Origin of the sequence: Streptomyces sp. NPDC059695, assembly GCF_042733785.1 — a bacterium.
In the GTDB taxonomy this organism is placed as follows: Bacteria; Actinomycetota; Actinomycetes; order Streptomycetales; family Streptomycetaceae; genus Streptomyces.
The window spans coordinates 23,788-43,789 of the sequence record NZ_JBHWFF010000013.1 but is presented as its reverse complement, the minus strand read 5'-3'; the positions used below and the strand labels follow the sequence as shown (position 1 = coordinate 43,789).

The window sequence follows — 20,002 nt, the reverse complement described above, 5'->3', positions numbered from 1 at the left end:
AACACTATTTTTGCGGGGGGCCGTTTCTTTTTTTTATACCACCTGGTGGGGGGGGTGGTTTTGTGGCGTTTCTAAATTGTGGGGGGGGGGGGGGGCCCCCCCCCCCCCCCCGCTTCTTCTTCTCGTGCCTAGTTCAGGCCGGTGTTGATGGCGCCGACCAGCTCGCCGTTGGTGGTGTCACCGCTGAACTCCCAGAAGAACGCTCCGCCGAGGCCCTGGTTCTTGGCCCAGCTCATCTTCGAGTTCACGGTGGCGGGGGTGTCGTAGCTCCACCAGTTGGTGCCGCAGTGGGCGTAGGCGGTGCCGGCGACGGTGCCGTTGGCCGGGCAGGAGTTCTTGAGGACCTTGTAGTCCTCGATGCCCTGCTCGTACGTGCCCTGGGCGGGCCCGGTCGCCGTGCCGCCGGGGGCGGACTGGGTGACGCCGGTCCAGCCGCGGCCGTAGAAGCCGATGCCGAGCAGCAGCTTGTTGGCGGGGACGCCCTTCGCCTTGAACTTGGCGATCGCCTCGGCGGAGTTGAAGCCCGCCTGCGGGATGCCGGCGTACGAGGTGAGCGGGGAGTGCGGGGCCGTCGGACCCTTCGCCGCCCAGGCGCCGAAGAAGTCGTACGTCATGACGTTGAACCAGTTCATGTACTGAGCGGCGCCCGCGTAGTCCGCGGCGTCGATCTTGCCGCCCTCGGCGGCGTCGGCCGTGACGGCCGCGGTGACCAGGTTGTTGGCGCCGAACTTGGCGCGCATGGCCTGCATCATGTTCTTGAAGGAGGCCGCGCCGCTGGTGTCGCAGGACAGGCCGCAGGCGTTGGGGTACTCCCAGTCCAGGTCGATGCCGTCGAAGACGTCGGCCCAGCGCGGGTCCTCGACCAGGTCGTAGCAGGACTGGGCGAAGGCGGTCGGGTTCTGCACGGCCTGGCCGAAGCCGCCGGACCAGGTCCAGCCGCCGAAGGACCAGAGGATCTTGATGTTCGGGTAGGCCTTCTTCAGCTTGCGGAGCTGGTTGAAGTTGCCGCGCAGCGGCTGGTCCCAGGTGTCGGCGACGCCGTCGACGGACTGGTCGGCCGTGTAGGCCTTGTCGTAGTCGGCGTAGGCGTCGCCGATGGTGCACTTGCCGCCGGTGACGTTGCCGAAGGCGTAGTTGATGTGAGTGATCTTGGACGCGGAGCCCGAGGTCACGATGTTCTTCACGTGGTAGTTGCGCCCGTAGACGCCCCAGTTGGTGAAGTAGCCCATCTTCACGGCGTTCGGGAGGGGCTGGCCGCCGCCTCCGCCGGTGGTGCGGACCGCGACCGGTCCGGCGGCGGGGCCGGTCTGGTCGATCGTGTCGCGGGCGACGACCGTGTACGAGTAGTCGGTGCCGGCGGTGAGGCCGCTGTCCGTGAAGGTGAGGGCGGTGGTGGTGGTCACCTTCGTGCCGTCGCGCAGGACGTCGTAGTTCTTGACGCCCTTGTCGTCGGTGGCCGCGCTCCAGGTGAGCTTCGCCGAGGTGTCGGTGACGGCCGAGGCGACCGGGGTGCCGGGGGCCGAGGGCGGGTTGTCGCCCGGCACGGTGGTCCCGTCGCAGGAAGCGCCGTTGATCTTACATCCGGTGGGCGCGCCGGATCCGGAGCCGTTGTAGCCGAAGGAGACGGAGGCGCCGGGGGCGAGGGTGCCGTTCCAGCCGACGTTCTTGGCGGTCCAGTGGGTGCCGGAGCTGGTGACGGTGGCGTCCCAGGCGGAGGTGACGGCGGTGCCGGAGGGGTAGTCCCACTCGACGGTCCAGGAGCTGATGGTGGTGGTGCCGGTGTTCTTGATGGTCCAGTTGGCGCCGAATCCGGTGCCCCAGTCCTGGGTCTTGGTGTAGGTCGCGGTCGCCGAGGTGGCGGCTTCGGCGGGGGAGGCGAGGCCGACCATGGCGGCCAGCGGCAGGATCAGGGCGGTCAGTCCGGCGGCTGTCCGGTGTCTGAACCCTGTTCTGCGCGTCGGTGCTTGAGTGCTCAACGGTGCTCCTCAAGTTGCGGACGGACAAGGTGGGGGTGGTCCGTGAAGATGCGCGCGCCCCGCGAGCGTAGGAAGGTCTGGACCAATCGTCAAGAGGTCCAGACCATCGTCGGCAAAGTTCTTCTAAACCCCCAACTCCTGTGCCAGCACGGCTGCTTGGACCCTGCTCCGCAGCTCCAGCTTGCCCAGCACCTTGCTGACGTGGGTCTTCGCCGTCGCCTCCGCCATGTCCAGGCGGACCGCGATCTCCGCGTTCGACAGGCCCAGACCGAGTGCCGACAGCACCTCCCGCTCCCGGGGCGTCAGCACGTCCAGTACGCGGGAGTCCACCACCGGACGGCTCGGCGCGGCGAACTCGGCGATCAGCCGCCGCGTCACCGCCGGGGCGATCAGCCCCTCCCCGCGCCCCACCGTCCGCACCGCCGTGATCAGGTCCTTCGCCTCCGTGTCCTTCAGCAGGAAGCCCGAGGCCCCGGCCCGCAGCGCCCCGAAGACGTACTCGTCCAGGTCGAACGTCGTCAGGACGAGCACGTCGGCGAGACCCTCCGCCACCACCAGCCGGGTCGCCGTCACCCCGTCCATCCGGGGCATCTGCACATCCATCAGGACCAGGTCCGGGCGCAGCGCGCGGGCCAGTTCCACCGCCCGCTCGCCGTCCCCGGCCTCGCCGACCACCTCGATGTCCGGCGCGCTGCCCAGGATCAGCACGAGCCCCGCCCGCACCGCCGCCTGGTCCTCGGCCACCACCACCCGGATCGTCATGCGTTCCCCGCCCTCTCGTCGGCGGGCAGCACGGCCCGCACCTGCCAGACCGCTCCCGCGGCCGCCGCCCGGAACTCCCCGCCGAGCAGCTCCGCGCGCTCCCGCATCCCCACCAGACCCGCACCCGACCCGGGTGCCGACGGCCCCGGACGCTTGCCGCACGGCGAGTCGACGGCCACGGTCAGGACCCCGTCGCCGCGGCCGACCCGCACGGTGACCGTACCGGGGGAGGCGTGCTTGACCGCGTTGGTCAGCGACTCCTGCACGATCCGGTACGCGGCCAGCTCCACCGGGGCCGGCAGGGCGGCTCCGTCCGGGGGACGGGTGTCCTCCAGGACGAACTCCAGGCCGCCGGGCGAGCCGTTCGCGCGCGCCCGGGCGAGCAGGCCGTCCAGCGCGTCGAGGCTCGGCACCGCTCCCGGTTCCGCGTCGCCGCTGCTGTCCCGGAGCAGGCCGATGAGCCGGCGCATCTCGGTGAGCCCCGCCACGCTGTTCTCCCGGATCACCGTCAGGGCCTGCCGGGTGGTGGCCGGTTCGTCGAGGGAGAGCGCGGCCGTGGAGTGGATCGCGATCGCCGACAGGTGGTTGGCCACCATGTCGTGCAGTTCCCGCGCCATCCGGGCGCGCTCGGCCACCACCGCCTGCGACCGGTCCATCTCCGCCAGCAGCGCGGTCTGTTCGGCCCGCAGCCGGGCGGCGTCCGCGGCCTCGCGGTGGTTGCGGACGACGGCGCCGGTGAGGGCGGGCAGGAACGAGACCATGCCGGTGATCACGCCGACGAGCAGCGCGACGGCGTTCTGCCACCAGACGAGGAACCCGACCGTGACGGCGACGGTCACGAGGCCGGTGGTGTAGGGGACGCGCCGGGCGGAGGCGGGGGAGCCGTACACCACGGCCGCGTAGACGATGTCCGTGAACATGAGGACGGTGACGAGGTTCCCGTTGGTGAACTGGTCCGCCACGATCGCGAGCGTGCCCACGGTCAGGGCCGTCCTCGGCCGGGTGCGGCGCAGGGCCTCCACGGCGGCCATCGCGGTCAGCGGCACGAGCGCGGCCCACCGCTGGTCGAACACGCGGTCGCCGGTCGTGTAGAGCCCGAAGGACCACAGGAGCAGCCCGATGGCGAATCCGGCGACGGCGAGGAGCAGGTCGTGGGGGTGCGGGCGGGGGAGCGTCACGTACTCATCCAACACGCCCCCGTGCGCGCGGACGTCCTCGTCCGGGCCGATCCCGGCGCCCGCCGGACTCCGCCGAAGGATGTAGACGCGTTTCGTCACCGGCGACGACGAACCGGGCCCGCCCCCACGGGACGCTGAGGGGGAAGGAAGGGAGAACCGCCGTGATCGTCACGCTGATCGTGCTCTGCGAGGTCGGCTTCTGGGTCCTGCTCGCCGCCGGCCTCGCCACCCGCTATCTCCTGAAGATGCCCCGGGCGGGTATGGCGCTGCTGCTCTGCGAGCCGCTCCTGGAGGTCGTGCTGCTCGTCGTGACCGCGATCGACCTCAGGAACGGCGCCGACCCCAGCTGGAAGCACGGCCTCGCCGCGCTGTACATCGGCTACACCGTCGGGCACGGCCACCGCACGGTGAAGTGGCTCGACGGCCATGCCGCCCACCGCCTCGGCGGCGGCCCGCCGCCCCCGAAGGCCCCGAAGTACGGCATGGCCCGGGCCCGCCACGAGGGCGCGATCTGGCTGGGCACGCTGACCGGCGCCGCCGTCGCCACCGTCCTGCTGCTCCTGGCCGTCTGGTACGTCGGCGACGGCGGGAACACCGACAGCCTGCGGAGCTGGATGTACGCCGCGTGGCGGGCCGCCGGCATCCACGGTCTGATCGCGCTCAGCTACCTCGTGTGGCAGAAGAAGGATCCGGGCTCCGGCTCAGCGGTCGCCGCCCGGGACCCAGAGCACGTCCCCGACCTCCTTGTTCGCCGTCCGCGCGAGGATGAAGAGCAGGTCCGATAGGCGGTTGAGGTACGTGGCGGTCAGGGCGTTCATCGTCTCGCCGTGCACCTCCAGGGCCGCCCAGGTGGAGCGCTCCGCCCGCCGGACCACCGTGCACGCCTGGTGCAGCAGGGCCGCCCCGGGCGTGCCGCCCGGCAGGATGAAGGAGCGCAGCTTGTCGAGCTGCTCCAGGAAGCGGTCGCAGTCGGCCTCCAGCTTGTCGACGTAGGCCTGCTCGACGCGCAGCGGCGGGTACTCGGGGTTCTCCACCACCGGGGTGCACAGGTCCGCGCCCACGTCGAAGAGGTCGTTCTGGATGCGGGTGAGGACCTGCACGAGCTCCTCGTCGAGCTGCCCGAGGGCGATCGCCGTCCCGAGGGCGGCGTTGGCCTCGTTGGCGTCGGCGTAGGCCGAGATCCGCAGATCCGTCTTGGCGGTCCGGCTCATGTCGCCGAGCGCCGTGGTGCCCTTGTCGCCGGTACGGGTGTAGATGCGCGTCAGATTGACCATGGGTCCAGCCTAGTTACGCGCCGGTGCTCCGGAAGGCGCGTGTGCCGACCGTCACGGAGAGCGCCACCAGTCCGAGGGCGACGAGCACCCCGTACAGCATGGTCGGCGTCGTGTAGTGGCCGATGTACGCCTCCCGGACCGCGTCCACGAGATAGCGGAACGGCATCAGGTGCGAGACCACGTCCAGCCAGCCGGGGGCGAGGGCCATCGGCAGCATCAGCCCGGAGAGCAGCATCGCCGGCATCGCGAGCGTGTTGATCGCGGGGCCGAACTCCTGCGGGGTGCGCAGCTTCAGGGCCAGCGCGTACGAGAGGGAGGCGAGGGCGGCGGAGAGCAGGGCGACGAAGCCGAAGCCGGCGAGGACCCCGGGGACCGGTGCCCGCAGGCCCATGGGGATCGCCGCGAGGACGAGCAGCACCGCCTGGAAGACGAAGAGGGCGGCGTCCCGCAGGACCCGGCCGAGCAGCAGCGCCAGCCGGCTCACCGGGGTGACGCGCATCCGGTCGAACACGCCCCAGCCCTTCTCCATGATGATCGAGAAGCCGGCGAACGACGCGCCGAAGAGGCCCAGCTGGAGCAGCAGTCCGGGGACGAGGATCTGCCAGGAGTCGCCCTCGCGGCCCAGCGGGAGGCCGGTGAGCAGCGGCCCGAAGAAGAGCAGGTAGAGCAGCGGCATGAGGGCGCCGAAGAAGATCTGGAACGGGGAGCGCAGGGTCTGTCGGGCGTAGCGCCCGAAGACGAGCGCGGTGTCGCGGAGCAGCATCACGGGGTCTCCTAGACGGCTACGGGGGTGGTGTCGGCGGGGGCGGGGCCGCGGCCGGTGACGGCGAGGAAGGCCTCCTGGAGGGTGGCCGCGCCGTGCGCCGCCTTGAGGCCGGCGGGGCTGTCCTCGGCTACGACCGTGCCCCCGTCCACGATCACGAGCCGGTCGGCGAGCGCGTCGGCCTCGTCGAGGTAGTGCGTGGTGAGGACGACGGTGGTGCCGTGCTCGTCGCGCAGCCGCCGCACCAGGGCCCACAGGTCGGCGCGGCTGCCGGGGTCGAGCCCGGTCGTGGGCTCGTCGAGGAAGAGGACCTCCGGGCGGTGGGTGAGCCCCATCGCGAGGTCGAGCCGGCGGCGCTGGCCGCCGGAGAGCTCGGGGGTCTTCCGGTCGAGGAGCCCGGTGAGGCCGAGGTCGGCCGCGAGCTCCTCGGCACGGGCCGTCGCCGTCGCGCGGTCCAGGCCGTAGAGCCTGCCCTGGTGGACGAGCTCGGAGCGGACGGTCTCCTGGGGGTCGAGGCCGCCGGACTGGGCGACGTACCCGATGCGCCGGCGGACGGCCGCGGGGTCCCGCAGCAGGTCGTGTCCGGCGACGGTGGCGGCGCCGCCGGTGGGCGGGAGGAGCGTCGTGAGCATCCGGAGGGTGGTGGTCTTTCCGGCGCCGTTGGGGCCGAGGAGTCCGAGGATCTCGCCGGGTCGGACGGTGAGGTCGATCCCGCGTACGGCCTCCACGCGGCCGTTCCTGGTCGAGAAGGTCCGGGCGAGCCCGGCCGTGCTGATGATGGGCATGGCGACCACGAAAACAGAGTCACTGCAATTTTGCAACGTCTCCAAGTTTTCAGTGGCTCCGAAGTTTCATCGAGCCTAGGATTGCCTACGATGGGGCCATGGCCGAGGGACTCAGGGAACGCAAGAAGCGCGAGACGAAGCAGCGGATCTCGGACATCGCGACCGGGCTCTTCCTGGAGCGCGGCTTCGTGAGCGTGACCGTCGCGGACGTCGCCGAGGCGGCGGACGTCTCCGTCAACACCGTGTACAACTACTTCCCCGCCAAGGAGGACCTCTTCCTCGACCGGCTCGACGGCGTCACCCACCGCCTCGCCCGCATGATCCGGGGCCGCGACCGCGGGGAGTCCGCCGCCCAGGCCGTCCTGCGGGCGCTGCGCCAGGACATCGGGGCCGTCTCCCCGGCGTACGGACTCATGGACGGCTTCGACGCCTTCATGAACGTCATCGAGCACGCGCCCACCCTGAAGGCCCGCCTCTTCCATCTGCGGGAACAGGTCCAGGAGGCCATCGTGGCCACCCTGCGCGAGGAGACCGGGGCGGCGGCCGACGACCCGCTGCCGCTGCTCGTCGGCGGCCAGCTCGCCTGGATCGAGGCCGCCGTCGTCGGCTACATCACGGGTGAGATGACGGCCGGCCGCAAGGCGACCACCGTCTCCCGCGAGGCCCTCGTCCTCCTCGACGAGATCGAGGAACTGCTCGGCGAGAAGGTCCTGACGTACGCGGTCCGCGAGAGCTGAGGGGTGTCGCGAGTGTGACGTCCGTCAAAGAGGGCGTGACGCGCATTACTTCACGGTCACATGGCGCCCCGTGACCGCTAATCTCCGCCGGAGAGCCAGAAGTGAACAGGCGTTGAGGGGTGGAAGATCGTGGCCAGGAAGCTCGCCGTCATCGGGGCCGGACTCATGGGATCCGGCATCGCGCAGGTCTCGGCACAGGCGGGCTGGGACGTCGTCCTGCGTGACGTCACCGACGCCGCCCTGACCCGCGGCACCGACGGCATCAAGGCGTCGTACGACCGGTTCGTCGCCAAGGGCAGGCTCACCGCGGAGGACGCCGGGGCCGCCCTCGGCCGGATCACCGCCACCACCGAGCTGGACGCCGTCGCCGACGCGGACGTCGTCGTCGAGGCCGTCTTCGAGAACCTCGACGTCAAGCACGAGATCTTCCGCTCGCTCGACAAGATCGCCAAGGACGGCGCCGTCCTCGCGTCCAACACCTCCGCGATCCCGATCACCAAGATCGCCGCGGTGACCGGGCGCCCCGAGGCCGTTGTCGGCGTCCACTTCTTCTCGCCGGTCCCGATGATGCAGCTCGTCGAGCTGGTCCGCGGCTACAAGACCAGCGACGAGACCCTCGCCACCGCCCGCGCGTTCGCCGAGTCCGTCGGCAAGACCTGCATCGTCGTCAACCGCGACGTCGCCGGCTTCGTCACCACCCGCCTCATCTCGGCCCTCGTCGTCGAGGCCGCCAAGCTCCACGAGTCGGGCGTCGCCACCGCCGAGGACATCGACATCGCCTGCAAGCTGGGCTTCGGCCACGCCATGGGCCCGCTCGCCACCGCCGACCTCACCGGCATCGACATCCTGGTGAACGCCGCCAACAACATCTACACCGAGTCCCAGGACGAGAAGTTCGCGCCGCCGGAGCTGATGCGCCGGATGGTGGACGCGGGTGACATCGGCCGCAAGAGCGGGCAGGGCTTCTACAAGTACTGAGCCGGACCCGCCACCCCACCCTCACTCCGTGGGGTGAATTTCGGTATCGGTTCGCTGACAAGGCGCAACGTATCTGCCGGTGCGGCAGTCAGTTGTTGCGAAGACGGAGCACTCTCGGGGAGCGCATATGCACATCAGGGGCGACCACGTCGAGCTGGTCGTCGGGGGCCGCCTCGACGTCCGCAGCGCGGCGGACGCCCGTACGGTCCTGCACTCGGCCGTCGACGACGGAGTCGGCGACCTGGTGCTCGACCTGACCGGCCTCGACTCCTGGGACGCGACCGGACTCGGCGTCATCATGGGCGCCCACCGGAGGGCCGGCCGCTGCGGCAGGCGCCTCGTCCTGCGCGGGGTGCCGCCCCAGATGCAGCGGCTCCTCGTCGCCACCCGGCTGCACCGCATCCTCGCCATCGAGGGCGGCCTCGCCCTGGAGTCCCTGCCCCGCGTGTGACCCCCGGGGGCGCCCCCGGCACCCCCGCCGCGTGTGAAGCCGCTGTGTGAACCAGGCGTCACGCTCAATCCTCACAAGACCGTGACGTCTTGGTCTCGGGAGCACCCCGGCTGTTCCCGAGCGTCTGACCACGGTCTAGGGTTCGGTCGCCCGCACCTTGACGGACCGCCCGCCCGGGGACGGAACCACCGGCGGGCACCGGACACCGCTTCTTGGGGGCTTGCACCATGGACCCGATCAACCCTGGGTCGGAGGAGTACGGTCACGACACCGAGGGCGAGGAGGCCCGCCAGGCCCGCGGCGTGCCCGCGCAGACGCCCGCGCGCGCCCGCGTCGTCCGGCTCGTCTCCGGCGAACTGCTCCTCACCGTCAACCCCGTCGACGGCAGCGAGATCGAACCCTGCCCGCCCGGGCAGGAACCGGCCGCCCCCCGCCCGCGCACCCCCGAGGAGCGCGCCGAGGCGGCCCGCGCCACCGCACCGCCCGTCCCGCCGGGCCCCGCCTCACCCGCACTGCCCCTCCTCGAACGCCAGGAGGAGCGCGAGCGGCTGGGCGGCATCCTCGGCAGGGGCCGCTGCGCCCGTCTCATCGGCTCCCCCGGCTCCGGCCGCACCGCCCTCCTCGACGCCGTCGCCGCCGACTGCGCCGACCTCGCCCCCGACGGCGTCGTCCGCCTCTCAGGGCACCACCGCACCCCCACCGAACTGCTCCACGAGCTGTTCACCGCCGTCCGGTACGCCCCCGACCAGCGCCCCGACCGCACCGGCCTCCTCGACCGGCTCCGCGACATCGGCGCCGTGGTCGTCGTCGACGACCTCGAATTCGGCGGCGCCGCCCTCGACGAACTCCTCGCCGCCGCCCCCGAGTGCGCCTTCCTTCTCGCCGCCGCCCCCGAGACGCCCGCGCCCTCCGCCGACGCCCCCGTCGAGGAGGTCCTCCTCGCCGGCCTCGGCCGCGGCGCCGCGCTCGAACTCCTGGAGGGCGCCGTCGGCCGCACCCTCACCGACGAGGAGGCCAACTGGGCCGGCGACCTCTGGTTCGAGTCCGAAGGGCTCCCGCTCCGCTTCGTCCAGGCCGGCGCCCTGCTCCGCCAGCGCGACCGGCTGCGCGTCACCCCCGCCGAGTTCGACGCCTTCGGCGCCCTCGAAGAGGCCTTCGGACCGACCGACCCCGCCGCCGCCGCGGCCGCGGCGGCCGCCGCCTTCGACGGCATCGAGGACCCCGACGTCGAGCTGCGCGAGATACCGCTGCCCAGCCTCGGCGAAGGCGCCGCCCCCGCCGCGCTCCTCGCCTCCCGCCTCAGCCGCTCCGCCCAGGCCGCGCTGCGCTTCGCCGTCGCCCTCGGCGGCGAGCTCCCGCACCAGGCCCACCTGCCGGCCCTCGTCGGCGACACCCACGCCGACGCGGCCCTCGGCGAACTCATGGCCTGCGGACTGCTCTCCCCGGTCGGCCCCCGCTACCGGCTCGCCGCCGGAGTCCTCACCCAGCTCCTCGCCCACGGGTACGAGCACGAGGCCGCCGACCGCGCCCACACCGTCGCCCAGCACTACGCCTGGTGGACCGCCCACCCCTCCGTCACCCCCGAACGGGCCGCCGCCGAGTCCGACGCGCTCCTCGCCGCCCTCACCGCGCTGATCCCCGGCACCGGTGACACCGCCGCCGAGCACCGGGCCACCGCCGTCCTCCTCGCCCGCGCCGCCGCGCCCGCCTTCGCCGCCGGACTGCACTGGGGCGCCTGGGAGCGCGCCCTGCGCGCCGGACAGGAAGCCGCCCGGCTCGCCGGCGAGGTCGCCGAGGAGGCCTACTTCCACCACGAGCTCGGCGTCCTCGCGATCTGCGCCGGGAACCTGGAGCGCGCCCGCGCCGAGCTGGAGGCCTCCATCGGCCTGCGGGGGGTGCTCGCCGACAAGCGCGGCACCGTCGCCGGCCGCCGGGCGCTCGCCCTCGTCGCCGACCTCTCCGGAGCCCACGCCGCACCGCGCGCCGAGGAGCCCGTCTCCCCGCCGCGCGGCACCCCCGCCCTGCGCGGCCCGGCCGCCCGACCCGCCCTCCCGCGGCCGGAGCCCGTCACGGCACCGCTGCCGGGCGGACCCGTCCGGGCCGCGGCCCCGGTGCCCGCGTTCCCGGGCTTCGCCGACGAGGGACCCACGCTCGTCGCCCGCCCCGACACCGCGGAGAAGGACGCCCGCCGTCCCGGCCTCAGGGGCGGCATCCTCGGCGGCGCCCGCCGCAACCTCGTCGCCGTCGGCGCGGGAGCCCTCCTCGTCGCCGTCCTCGGCACCGTCGTGACCCTCGGCGCCACCTCCGGCAACGGCGAGAACCCCGCCACCGACCGCGTCACCTCCGACAGCACCGCGGACGAGAGCGGCACCGTCGACGGCCCCGCCGGCGAGGAGCCGCCCGCCGAGGGCGAGGCCGACCCGGGCGAGACCGGGAAGGCGACCCGCTCGGGCTCCCCGAGCCCCTCCGGCTCCGGCAGCGCCTCGCCGTCCGCCTCGACGGACCCGTCGACCTCGGGCTCCCCGTCGCCCTCGGACAGCCCGCCGGAGACGACCGGAGCGCCGACGACGACCACGGCCCCGCCCACCCGGCCCACGACGACCCGGCCGCCGACGACGGCCACCTCGTCGCCGAAGCCGACCACGCCCCCGCCGACGACGACCCAGCCGCCCACCACGCCCCCGCCGACGACGGAACCCCCGACCACGCCCCCGCCGACGACGACCGCCCCTTCGGAGGGCGGCGAGGCCACCACCCTCGGCGCCTCCTCCGGCACCCCCGCCGGCTCGGAGCCGCCCGCCTGATCCCGTACGGACACGGGGACGGGGCCCCCGGGCGCGCCCCCCCCCCCGCCCCCGCCCCCCCCCCCGCCGCCCCCCCCCCCCCGAAACACCCCCCCAGGGTGGGGCGGGATCCCCCCGCACCGGGGGGTGGGGGGGCCCCCGCCCCCCCCCCCCGGCGCCGGGGCGCGCGCGGGGGCGCCCCCCCCCCCCGGGGGCCCCCTCCCCGTACTCGTACTCCCGCCGCGGCTAGAACAGCCGCAGCTTGTCGTCCTCGATCCCGCGCATCGCGTCGTAGTCGAGGACCACGCAGCCGATCCCGCGGTCCGTCGCGAGGACCCGCGCCTGCGGCTTGATCTCCTGGGCCGCGAAGACGCCCTTCACCGGCGCCAGGTGCGGGTCGCGGTTGAGCAGCTCCAGGTAGCGGGTCAGCTGCTCGACGCCGTCGATCTCGCCGCGCCGCTTGATCTCCACGGCGACGGTCGCGCCGTCGGCGTCCCGGCACAGGATGTCCACGGGACCGATGGCGGTCGGGTACTCGCGGCGGATCAGGGTGTAGCCCTCGCCGAGGGTCTCGATCCGGTCGGCGAGGAGCTCCTGGAGGTGCGCCTCGACGCCGTCCTTGATGAGGCCCGGGTCCACGCCCAGTTCGTGCGAGGAGTCGTGGAGGATCTCCTCCATCGTGATGATCAGTTTCTCGCCCGCTTTGTTGATCACGGTCCAGACGCCCGCCTCACCGTCGGCACCCTCCTTCAGCGTGCACGGCGGGGACATCCAGTTGAGCGGTTTGTACGCCCGGTCGTCCGCGTGGATGGAGACGCTGCCGTCTGCCTTGACGAGGATCAGACGGGGCGCGGAGGGCAGGTGGGCCGTGAGCCGGCCCGCGTAGTCCACGGAGCAACGGGCGATGACGAGACGCATGGTCGGCAACGCTACAAGACGGGCGCTCTTCCGCGCGATTCGGGCATCGGCCGCGCGCCGGGTGGGGGTCCTCGTGAGCCGAACACCCGTCGGTTATCAGCCGGTTGTGTGCCCATTCTTCTGGTGCGGCCCGGACTGCGCGCTTACCGTGGAAGCTGGAGGTCGTCGTCCGTGCACGCTGCGTGGCGTACGGCCGGCCTTCGTCCCTGCCCGCAAGACCCCGTCCGCGGGGTCGCGAGAGGAGAACCCATGTCGCTCGACGTCTCACCGGCACTGTTGGAACAGGCCGAGCGAGGCGAGGTCGACGAAGCCGACTTCGTCGACTGCGTCCGGACCTCCCTGCCCTACGCATGGGAGATGATCAGTTCTCTGGTGGCACAGCTGAAGGTCGACGGCGGAGAGTTCGCCGACAACCAGACGCCGCCGCCGAATGAGCAGGCACGTGGTCAGCTGCTGCGCGCGCTCGCGAGCGATGCCATTCGTGGTGCGCTGCAGCGGCACTTCGGGGTGCGTCTCGCCTTCCAGAACTGCCACCGCGTGGCGGTCTTCCCGCTGGACCCGTCGGTGGACGAGCGGCTCGCCCGCTTCACGTCCGTACGGGGACAGCTGCTGAACCAGTCGCCGGAACTGCGCGACTGCTGAGACATGGTGCTGCCGCTCCGCACCGCGGGAGGAGGTGCTCGATGCGAGCCGACCCGCATCGCCGCCGTCAGGTGCCGGAGCGGCAGCGCGGTCCCGGAGCGGACCGCGCTCACACCAGCAGCGGCAGCACCTCCGCGCCCAGCCGCCGGACGTTCTCCTCGGTCGCCGCGAGGTCGCCCGAGCCCTCGGCGAGCAGCGCGAAGCGCGTGATGCCCGTACGCTCCGCGGTCGCCGCGAGCCTGTCCGCCGCGCTCCGGGGCGTGCCCACCGGGTGCAGTGCGCACAGCAGCTCCGTGTACGCGACGGGGTCCCGCATGGCCCGGTGCCGGCCGTCCACCGTCACGTGCGCGTCGAGCCCCTGCTTCAGCCAGCCCGGCATCGCCTTCACCAGGGCCTCGGCCGCGTCGGCCCCCCGGTCCGCGAGCTGGGCGACCCCGGCCGAGACATGGCCGGCGCCGATCCGCGCGATCTCGTCCGGGTCCCGCCCGGCCTCCCGCGCGGCCCGGGCCCAGGCCGCGACCATCTCGGCCTTCTCCTCGTCGCCGCAGTGCATGCCGAGCAGCATCGGCAGCCCCCGCTCGGCCGCCAGCCCCACGCTCCTCGGCGAGGTGCAGGCCACCACCACCTCGGGGGAGGACTCCCCGCCGATGAGCTCGTCGGGCCGGGGCACCACGGCCACCTCACGGAAAGCGAATCGTTCCCCCTCGGCGCCCACGCGCGGCTCGGTCAGCCAGCGCAGCAGCAGGTCGAGGGAGTCGGGGAACCCCTTCTCGTACGCGTCGAGGCCCGCGCCGAACACCTCCAGGTCGACCCAGGGCCCGCCCCGGCCCACCCCGAGGGTGAACCTGCCGCCCGAGGTGAGGTGCAGCAGCGCCGCCTGCTCGCCGAGGGCGACCGGGTGGACGGTGGGCAGCACGCTCACCGCCGTGCCCACCCGGAGCCGCCGGGTGCGGCCGAGCAGCAGCGCGGCCAGTGTCACGGCCGAGGGGCAGACCCCGTACGGCACGAAGTGGTGCTCGGCGAGCCAGACGGAGTCGAGCCCCGCCTTCTCGGCCACCTCGGCGGTCCGCACCGCCCGGTGCAGTGCCTCCCCCTGTCCCTGGCCCGGGAACTGGGCTGCCAGAACGAACGTACCCACGCGCATCGCCTTCTGCCTCCTTGCGGCCGACGCGTATCTCCCCTCGCACTGGCACCAACGTCTGACACGTGCCAAAGGCAACGGCCGTTCATGAAGTTCTTGCGATTTTCGGCTAAGCCGTCCCGGACGGGGCCCGGGGCACCGGGTGGCGGCCCGTAGGCTGGAGGGAACGGTCCGTGTTCCCAGACCCCGTGAGGTGTGCCCGTGTCCCCGCGTCACAACCGCTCCAAAGGCGGCGACAAGCCCGAGCAGCAGGGCGACCACGGCGACCGGTACGGCGGTGTCCAGCGCACCGAGAGCTGGCAGGGCGAGGAGTGGTACGTCCGGCTCGTCGCCGGGGCGAGCGCGCCGGGCAAGCGCTACCGCTGCCCGGGCTGCGACCAGGAGATCCCGTCCGGCGCCCCGCACGTGGTCGCCTGGCCGGAGTGGGGCGGGGTCGACGACCGCCGCCACTGGCACAAGGCCTGCTGGAACGCGAAGGACCGCCGCACCAGCAGGGTGCAGCGGTCCCGTAACGCGCCGAGGTACTGAGACTCACACGTCCCGGCTGTTGACCAGGGCGAAGGCGCCGCCCAGGACCGCGGCCGCGATCGCCGCCATGATCAGGAGCGGCTCCCAGCCCGCCGGGCCCGAGTCGCCGAACGGCGGCCGCTCGCTGTAGAGCGCGATCATCTGCGAGGGGATCGCGTAGGTGAACAGGAACTCCTGCACCGACTTCAGCGCCGCGGAGAACATGAACAGCGCCGCCACCAGCGGGAGCAGCAGCAGGCCGATCATCACCGTGATCGCGCCGGCCGAGTGCCGGATCAGCGTCCCCAGGCCGAGCGACATCAGCCCGAGCACGGCCAGGTAGGCGCCCGCGCCGACCGTCGCCCGCAGCCACTCGCCGCCCGTCGGCTCCGCCGCGGTGTCCACGAGGGCGACCTGCGCCAGCGCCACGAGCGTCGCGACCACGGTGGTGACCGTGAAGACGAGCAGGAAGAAGACGATCGCCTTCGCCAGGAGCACCCGGGACCGGCTCGGGCAGGCCGTCAGGGTCGTACGGATCATCCCCGTGCCGTACTCCGAGGCGATCGTCAGGACGCCGAGCGTGATCACGCAGATCGACGCCGGCAGCATGCCGAAGAAGCCGAAGCCGAGCGCGGACTCCTCGCCCATCGGGGCCTCCGACGACGACGCGATCGCGGCGACGCCCAGACCGATGGCGAACATCAGAAGGATCATGACCCCGAGCGTCCACATCGTCGAACGCACCGAGCGGATCTTCGTCCACTCGGAGGCGAGCGCGTCACCGAGGTGCGCGGCGCGGACCGGGATGGGGGAGACGTAGGCGTGCGGCGCCGGGGCGTGCTGCGGGTGGGCGGGGGCGGTCATCGGGCGTCCTTCGGGGTGTCGCTCGGCTGCGGGGGGCCCGGCTGCGGAGCGGCCGGAGGGGCGTACGGACCCGGCGCGGGGGCGTAGGGGGCCTGCGGAGCGCCGCCGTACGGGGCGGCCTGCGGAGCACCGCCGTACGGGTTCTGTCCGGGCGGCGGCGGGGCGTACCAGCCCTGCTGCGGCACCTCGTGGACCGGCGGCTGCGGCGGCATCCCGTATCCCGGCTGCCCCGGGTGCACGGGCGGCTGGAGGTGGGCCAGGCGGTCGTCGGTGGAGCGGTAGTCCACGGCGCCCTGCGTCAGCCGCATGTACGCCTCCTCCAGCGAGGCCTGGTGCGGGGACAGCTCCCAGAGCCGTACGTCCGCGCCGTGCGCCAGGTCGCTGATCCGCGGCAGCGGCAGGCCCGTGACGCGCAGCGCGCCGTCCGGCTCGGACAGCACCTGCCCGCCGGCCTCCGTGAGCACCGACGTCAGCTTCTCCCGCTGGGCCGGCTCGGTCCCCGGGGTCCGCACCCGGGCGAAGTCGGCGGAGTTCGCCGAGATGAAGTCCGTGACGCTCATGTCCGCGAGCAGCTGCCCGCGGCCGATCACGATCAGGTGGTCGGCCGTCAGCGCCATCTCGCTCATGAGGTGGCTGGAGACGAAGACCGTGCGGCCCTCGGCGGCCAGCTTCTTCATCAGGTTGCGGACCCAGAGGATGCCCTCGGGGTCCAGGCCGTTCACGGGCTCGTCGAAGAGCAGCACCTGCGGGTCGCCGAGCAGGGCCGCGGCGATGCCGAGCCGCTGCCCCATGCCGAGCGAGAAGCCCTTCGAGCGGCGCTTGGCGACGTCCTGGAGGCCGACGACCCCGAGGACCTCGTCGACGCGCTGCGCCGGGATGCCGGCCAGCTGCGCCAGCGACAGCAGGTGGCTGCGCGCGCTCCGGCCGCCGTGCACGGCCTTGGCGTCGAGCAGCGCGCCGACCTGCCGGGGCGCGTTCGGCAGCTGCCGGAAGGGGTGGCCGCCGATCGTGACGTGGCCCGCGGAGGGCCGGTCGAGCCCGAGGATCATGCGCATCGTCGTCGACTTGCCGGATCCGTTGGGCCCCAGGAACCCGGTGACGACACCCGGCCTCACCTGGAAGGAAAGGTTGTACACGGCCGTCTTGGCGCCGTAGCGCTTCGTCAGGCCGACTGCCTCGATCATTACTCCAGCCCCATCGACAGGTCGGTCGCATCCTTGTCGGGGCGTTGGCGGCCGTAGGCCGGAGCCCCCCGTATGAGCTAGGAGCTTATCCAGCCGTTGACGGTTCCGCCGAAGCGGAACCGTGATCCTCCCGTGAACAGGGGGCTACGCGTCCCGGTGCTTCAGCACCAGATAGCCGCCGAGCAGCGCCGCCGCGACCCAGAGCAGCATGATCCCGAGCCCGCCCCAGGGGCCGTACGGAGCGGGGTCCGAGCCCATCGCGTCCGGCACCACCTGCATGATCTTGGAGCCGGCCTGGTCGGGGAAGTACTTGGCGACCTCCTTGGCCTTCGGGACCGCGGAGAGGATCTGCGAGATGAGGAAGAAGAACGGCACCAGGATGCCGAGCGACAGCATCGAGGAGCGGAGCATCGTCGCCACGCCCATCGAGAAGATCGCGATGAGGCCCATGTAGAGGCCGCCGCCGACCACCGCGCGCAGCACGTTGTCCGCGCCGAGCGTGGTGCGGTGCTCGCCGAGCAGCGCCTGTCCGAGGAAGAAGGAGAGGAAGCTGGTCACCAGGCCCACGACCAGGGCGAGCCCGCCGGCCACGGCGATCTTCGAGAAGAGGAAGTTCGCGCGCTGCGGGACCGCCGCGAGCGAGGTGCGGATCATGCCCGAGGAGTACTCGGTGCCGACCACCAGGACGCCGAAGACCACCATCGCCAGCTGGCCGAGGACCATCCCGGAGAAGCTGGCGAACGTGGGGTCGAAGGTGGCCCGCTCCGTCTCGCTGAGGTCGTCGAAGGTCCCCTTGAACAGGGCGCACAGCGCCGCGCTCATCGCCACCGTGACGAGCAGGGCGCTCGCCAGCGTCCAGACGGTCGACGACACCGTCCGGATCTTGGTCCACTCGGACTGCAGGACCGCGGTTGCCGCTGCCATCGTTCAGGCTCCCTCGGAGGACGAGTCGTGGGTGGGGTGCGGGGCGGAGTCATGGACCGGATCCGGGTCCCGGCCCGCGTCCGCGCCCCAGCGGGGGCCGGGCGGCACGGCGCCGCTGTGCACGTCGGTCCCGTGCGCGTGGTACTCCACCGCGCCGGCCGTCATCTGCATGAACGCTTCTTCGAGGGAGGCGCGCTGCGCGCTCAGCTCGTGCAGCACGAGCCCGTTCTCCGCCGCCAGTTCGCCCAGCTTCTCGGTCGTCGCGCCGTCCACCTCGAGGGTGCCGTTGCCCGCCTCGACCGCGATGAATCCGTTGGCGTGGAGCACGTCCCGCAGCCTTTCCTGCTGCGGGGAGCGCATCCGCACATAACTCCGGGAATTCTGCTGGATGAAATCCGCCATCGAGGTGTCGGCCAGGAGCCTTCCCTGTCCGATCACGATGAGGTGATCGGCCGTCAGCGCCATTTCACTCATCAGATGACTGGAAACGAAGATCGTCCGGCCCTCGGCCGCCAACGCCTTCATCAGATTGCGGATCCAGTGAATTCCCTCGGGGTCCAGACCATTGACGGGCTCGTCGAACATCAGGATCTCGGGATCCCCGAGGAGCGCCGACGCGATCCCCAGCCGCTGCCCCATGCCGAGGGAGAACCCCTTCGACTTCTTCTTCGCGACCGGCGTCAGACCCACCAGGTCGAGCACCTCGCCCACCCGGCTCGCCGGGATGCGGTTGGACTGCGCCAGACACAGCAGGTTGTTGTACGCGGAGCGGCCGCCGTGCATCGCCTTGGCGTCGAGCAGCGCCCCGATGTACTTCAGGGGCTCGGCGAGCTCCCGGTAGTGCTTGCCGTCGATCCGGACCGTTCCGCTCGTCGGGTTGTCCAGGTCGAGCATCATCCGCATCGTCGTCGACTTGCCCGCCCCGTTCGGCCCGAGGAAGCCGGTGACCACGCCAGGGCGCACCTGGAAGGAGAGGTGGTCGACCGCGGTCTTCGCTCCGTAGCGCTTGGTCAGGCCCTCAAGCTCGATCATGCGTCCCAACCTACGGGCGCGCAAAACCCTCCGCCACCGGAATGACGGAGGGTTCTGGCAGATGCCGCCTGTTCGTTACGCGACGGCCGCGCGGGTCATCGCGACTGCTGCGCCGGGACCCCGGCCGTGCGCTCGTCGTCGATCGGGGAGCCGGCCGCCGCCACCGCGGCACCGGTCAGCGTCGCCAGCATCTCGCGGACGTTGGTCAGCTGCGCGTTGATCGAGTCGCGGCGGTTCGTCAGCGCCGCGAGCTCGCGCTCCGATTCCGAACGGATCCGGTCGGCCTTGGCGTTCGCGTCGGCCACGATGTCCTCGGCCTGGCGCTGCGCGGTCTCCACCGTCTGGCGGGCCCGGCGCTCCGCGTCCGTCCGCAGCTTCTCGGCCTCCAGGCGGAGCTGCTCGGCGCGGTGCTCGATCTCCGCGAGGCGCTTCTCGGCCTTGGCCTGACGCGAGGCCAGGTCGCGCTCCGACTGCTCGCGGCGCTTCGCCAGGTTCGTCTCGAAGTCGGCGGCGGCCTGGGCGGCCTTGGCGCGGGTCTCCTCGAAGAGGGCGTCCGCCTCCTCGCGCTTCGACTGCGCGTCCTTCTGCGCCTCGGCGCGCAGCGAGTTGGCCTCGCCCTGCGCCTTCTCGACGATGCGGACGCCCTCGTCCTCGGCCTTCGACTTGCGCTCGGCCGCGAACGACTCCGCGTCGTTGCGCACCTGCTGGGCGGCCGACTCGGCCAGCTCGCGGTGCTGCTCGGCGGCGCGACGGGCCTCCTCACGCAGGTCCTTGGCCTCCTCCTCGGCGAGCCGGAGGATCTTCTCGACCCGGGCGCCGAGCCCCGCGTACGACGGCTCGGCGTCGGAGACCTGTGCCTGGGCGTTCTGCGTCTCGAGGTGGAGCTCCTCGATCCGCTTCTCCAGGGAGGTGATGCGGGACAGGGCGCTGTCGCGGTCGGCCACGAGCTTGGTAATGCGGTCGTCCACCTGACCGCGGTCGTAACCGCGCCGCACGAGCTCGAAGCCGAAGGGGGAGGAAGTGTCGCTCATGGGGTTCCTGTCGAATGAGACCGGTGAGGTGTTAGAGGGAATCCTAGGGGCCGAAGCGGCGTGTCATCGAGC

General features: G+C 72.4%; 20 protein-coding genes. 7 read left to right on the top strand and 13 right to left on the bottom strand.

Features of this window, described 5'->3' with window-relative positions; all coding sequences use genetic code 11:
• Positions 1-128 precede the first annotated feature (128 nt).
• From ACFV2S_RS17995 to ACFV2S_RS17985, 3 genes are all read right to left on the bottom strand, one after another.
• On the bottom strand, positions 129-1,976 hold the full coding sequence (locus tag ACFV2S_RS17995; protein WP_385559606.1) for a glycosyl hydrolase family 18 protein: 1,848 nt from the start codon (positions 1,974-1,976) through the stop codon (positions 129-131).
• Between the two features lie 123 nt (positions 1,977-2,099).
• A complete protein-coding gene (locus ACFV2S_RS17990; protein ID WP_385559603.1) occupies positions 2,100-2,738 on the bottom strand; it encodes a response regulator in 639 nt (212 codons plus the stop codon).
• The gene (locus tag ACFV2S_RS17985) at positions 2,735-3,916 is read right to left on the bottom strand and encodes a sensor histidine kinase (RefSeq protein ID WP_385559599.1); all 1,182 of its coding nucleotides are present in this window, start codon (positions 3,914-3,916) and stop codon (positions 2,735-2,737) included. Before ACFV2S_RS17985 ends, ACFV2S_RS17990 begins: the two co-directional genes overlap by 4 nt.
• Positions 3,917-4,077: 161 nt before the next feature.
• Here ACFV2S_RS17985 and ACFV2S_RS17980 point away from each other — a divergent pair, with 161 nt between their 5' ends.
• Positions 4,078-4,701, top strand: a complete 624-nt coding sequence (locus ACFV2S_RS17980) for a hypothetical protein (RefSeq protein ID WP_385559596.1) — start codon at positions 4,078-4,080, stop codon at positions 4,699-4,701.
• Here ACFV2S_RS17980 and ACFV2S_RS17975 read toward each other — a convergent pair.
• Genes ACFV2S_RS17975 through ACFV2S_RS17965 form a run of 3 tightly spaced genes read right to left on the bottom strand, consistent with a single transcriptional unit; the run spans position 4,618 to position 6,738 of the window.
• Positions 4,618-5,190, bottom strand: coding sequence for a cob(I)yrinic acid a,c-diamide adenosyltransferase (locus ACFV2S_RS17975; protein ID WP_385559593.1), 573 nt, complete (start codon positions 5,188-5,190; stop codon positions 4,618-4,620). The two genes, ACFV2S_RS17980 and ACFV2S_RS17975, sit on opposite strands and share 84 nt — an antisense overlap.
• 13 nt (positions 5,191-5,203) lie before the next feature.
• Positions 5,204-5,953: an ABC transporter permease gene (locus tag ACFV2S_RS17970; protein WP_385559590.1), complete on the bottom strand. Its 750-nt coding sequence runs from the start codon at positions 5,951-5,953 to the stop codon at positions 5,204-5,206.
• Between the two features lie 11 nt (positions 5,954-5,964).
• The gene (locus tag ACFV2S_RS17965; protein WP_385559587.1) at positions 5,965-6,738 is read right to left on the bottom strand and encodes an ABC transporter ATP-binding protein; all 774 of its coding nucleotides are present in this window, start codon (positions 6,736-6,738) and stop codon (positions 5,965-5,967) included.
• A 98-nt stretch (positions 6,739-6,836) separates the two neighbouring features.
• Here ACFV2S_RS17965 and ACFV2S_RS17960 point away from each other — a divergent pair, with 98 nt between their 5' ends.
• The 4 genes from ACFV2S_RS17960 (at position 6,837) to ACFV2S_RS17945 (ending at position 11,708) form a co-directional block, all read left to right on the top strand.
• Complete coding sequence (locus ACFV2S_RS17960; RefSeq protein ID WP_385559584.1) at positions 6,837-7,475, top strand: TetR/AcrR family transcriptional regulator; 639 nt, start codon at positions 6,837-6,839, stop codon at positions 7,473-7,475.
• Positions 7,476-7,604: 129 nt separating this feature from the next.
• Entirely contained in the window at positions 7,605-8,453 is an 849-nt protein-coding gene (locus ACFV2S_RS17955; protein WP_383796320.1) for a 3-hydroxyacyl-CoA dehydrogenase family protein, read from the top strand.
• 127 nt (positions 8,454-8,580) lie between these two features.
• A complete protein-coding gene (locus ACFV2S_RS17950) occupies positions 8,581-8,904 on the top strand; it encodes an STAS domain-containing protein (protein WP_030210572.1) in 324 nt (107 codons plus the stop codon).
• Between the two features lie 227 nt (positions 8,905-9,131).
• Positions 9,132-11,708 (top strand): ATP-binding protein, encoded by a 2,577-nt coding sequence (locus tag ACFV2S_RS17945; protein WP_385559579.1) that lies wholly within the window; start codon positions 9,132-9,134, stop codon positions 11,706-11,708.
• 225 nt (positions 11,709-11,933) lie between these two features.
• On the opposite strand, the gene nucS is transcribed toward ACFV2S_RS17945, so the two are convergent.
• Positions 11,934-12,605 (bottom strand): endonuclease NucS, encoded by a 672-nt coding sequence (nucS, locus tag ACFV2S_RS17940; RefSeq protein ID WP_385559576.1) that lies wholly within the window; start codon positions 12,603-12,605, stop codon positions 11,934-11,936.
• 249 nt (positions 12,606-12,854) lie between these two features.
• On the opposite strand from nucS, the gene ACFV2S_RS17935 reads away from it, so the two are divergent.
• On the top strand, positions 12,855-13,247 hold the full coding sequence (locus tag ACFV2S_RS17935; protein ID WP_015036224.1) for an SCO5389 family protein: 393 nt from the start codon (positions 12,855-12,857) through the stop codon (positions 13,245-13,247).
• A gap of 109 nt (positions 13,248-13,356) precedes the next feature.
• On the opposite strand, the gene ACFV2S_RS17930 is transcribed toward ACFV2S_RS17935, so the two are convergent.
• A complete protein-coding gene (locus ACFV2S_RS17930) occupies positions 13,357-14,391 on the bottom strand; it encodes an LLM class flavin-dependent oxidoreductase (protein ID WP_385559572.1) in 1,035 nt (344 codons plus the stop codon).
• 198 nt (positions 14,392-14,589) lie between these two features.
• Between ACFV2S_RS17930 and ACFV2S_RS17925 the strand changes: the two genes are divergently transcribed.
• A complete protein-coding gene (locus ACFV2S_RS17925; RefSeq protein WP_385559569.1) occupies positions 14,590-14,916 on the top strand; it encodes an ATP/GTP-binding protein in 327 nt (108 codons plus the stop codon).
• A gap of 3 nt (positions 14,917-14,919) precedes the next feature.
• Here ACFV2S_RS17925 and ACFV2S_RS17920 read toward each other — a convergent pair whose 3' ends face one another.
• The 5 genes from ACFV2S_RS17920 to ACFV2S_RS17900 all read right to left on the bottom strand — a co-directional run bounded on the left by ACFV2S_RS17920 (position 14,920) and on the right by ACFV2S_RS17900 (position 19,930).
• Positions 14,920-15,759, bottom strand: a complete 840-nt coding sequence (locus ACFV2S_RS17920; protein WP_383796453.1) for an ABC transporter permease — start codon at positions 15,757-15,759, stop codon at positions 14,920-14,922.
• Entirely contained in the window at positions 15,756-16,943 is a 1,188-nt protein-coding gene (locus tag ACFV2S_RS17915; RefSeq protein WP_385559565.1) for an ABC transporter ATP-binding protein, read from the bottom strand. Before ACFV2S_RS17915 ends, ACFV2S_RS17920 begins: the two co-directional genes overlap by 4 nt.
• A 144-nt stretch (positions 16,944-17,087) precedes the next feature.
• Positions 17,088-17,867 (bottom strand): ABC transporter permease, encoded by a 780-nt coding sequence (locus ACFV2S_RS17910; RefSeq protein WP_385559562.1) that lies wholly within the window; start codon positions 17,865-17,867, stop codon positions 17,088-17,090.
• Positions 17,868-17,870: 3 nt separating this feature from the next.
• Positions 17,871-18,899 carry an ABC transporter ATP-binding protein gene (locus ACFV2S_RS17905; RefSeq protein ID WP_385559559.1) on the bottom strand — a complete coding sequence of 343 codons (1,029 nt, stop codon included), beginning with the start codon at positions 18,897-18,899 and terminating at the stop codon, positions 17,871-17,873.
• Between the two features lie 95 nt (positions 18,900-18,994).
• A complete protein-coding gene (locus ACFV2S_RS17900) occupies positions 18,995-19,930 on the bottom strand; it encodes a cellulose-binding protein (protein ID WP_383796465.1) in 936 nt (311 codons plus the stop codon).
• Between the last annotated feature and the right edge of the window lie 72 nt (positions 19,931-20,002).

Bases quoted from the DNA above. Each gene is read 5' to 3' on its own strand.
- ACFV2S_RS17990 (WP_385559603.1), bottom strand. From the start codon at position 2,738: ATGACGATCCGGGTGGTGGTGGCCGAGGACCAGGCGGCGGTGCGGGCG.
- ACFV2S_RS17975 (WP_385559593.1), bottom strand. From the start codon at position 5,190: ATGGTCAATCTGACGCGCATCTACACCCGTACCGGCGACAAGGGCACC.
- ACFV2S_RS17970 (WP_385559590.1), bottom strand. From the start codon at position 5,953: ATGCTGCTCCGCGACACCGCGCTCGTCTTCGGGCGCTACGCCCGACAG.
- ACFV2S_RS17965 (WP_385559587.1), bottom strand. From the start codon at position 6,738: ATGCCCATCATCAGCACGGCCGGGCTCGCCCGGACCTTCTCGACCAGG.
- ACFV2S_RS17960 (WP_385559584.1), top strand. From the start codon at position 6,837: ATGGCCGAGGGACTCAGGGAACGCAAGAAGCGCGAGACGAAGCAGCGG.
- ACFV2S_RS17950 (WP_030210572.1), top strand. From the start codon at position 8,581: ATGCACATCAGGGGCGACCACGTCGAGCTGGTCGTCGGGGGCCGCCTC.
- ACFV2S_RS17945 (WP_385559579.1), top strand. From the start codon at position 9,132: ATGGACCCGATCAACCCTGGGTCGGAGGAGTACGGTCACGACACCGAG.
- nucS (WP_385559576.1), bottom strand. From the start codon at position 12,605: ATGCGTCTCGTCATCGCCCGTTGCTCCGTGGACTACGCGGGCCGGCTC.
- ACFV2S_RS17935 (WP_015036224.1), top strand. From the start codon at position 12,855: ATGTCGCTCGACGTCTCACCGGCACTGTTGGAACAGGCCGAGCGAGGC.
- ACFV2S_RS17930 (WP_385559572.1), bottom strand. From the start codon at position 14,391: ATGCGCGTGGGTACGTTCGTTCTGGCAGCCCAGTTCCCGGGCCAGGGA.
- ACFV2S_RS17920 (WP_383796453.1), bottom strand. From the start codon at position 15,759: ATGACCGCCCCCGCCCACCCGCAGCACGCCCCGGCGCCGCACGCCTAC.
- ACFV2S_RS17915 (WP_385559565.1), bottom strand. From the start codon at position 16,943: ATGATCGAGGCAGTCGGCCTGACGAAGCGCTACGGCGCCAAGACGGCC.
- ACFV2S_RS17910 (WP_385559562.1), bottom strand. From the start codon at position 17,867: ATGGCAGCGGCAACCGCGGTCCTGCAGTCCGAGTGGACCAAGATCCGG.
- ACFV2S_RS17905 (WP_385559559.1), bottom strand. From the start codon at position 18,899: ATGATCGAGCTTGAGGGCCTGACCAAGCGCTACGGAGCGAAGACCGCG.
- ACFV2S_RS17900 (WP_383796465.1), bottom strand. From the start codon at position 19,930: ATGAGCGACACTTCCTCCCCCTTCGGCTTCGAGCTCGTGCGGCGCGGT.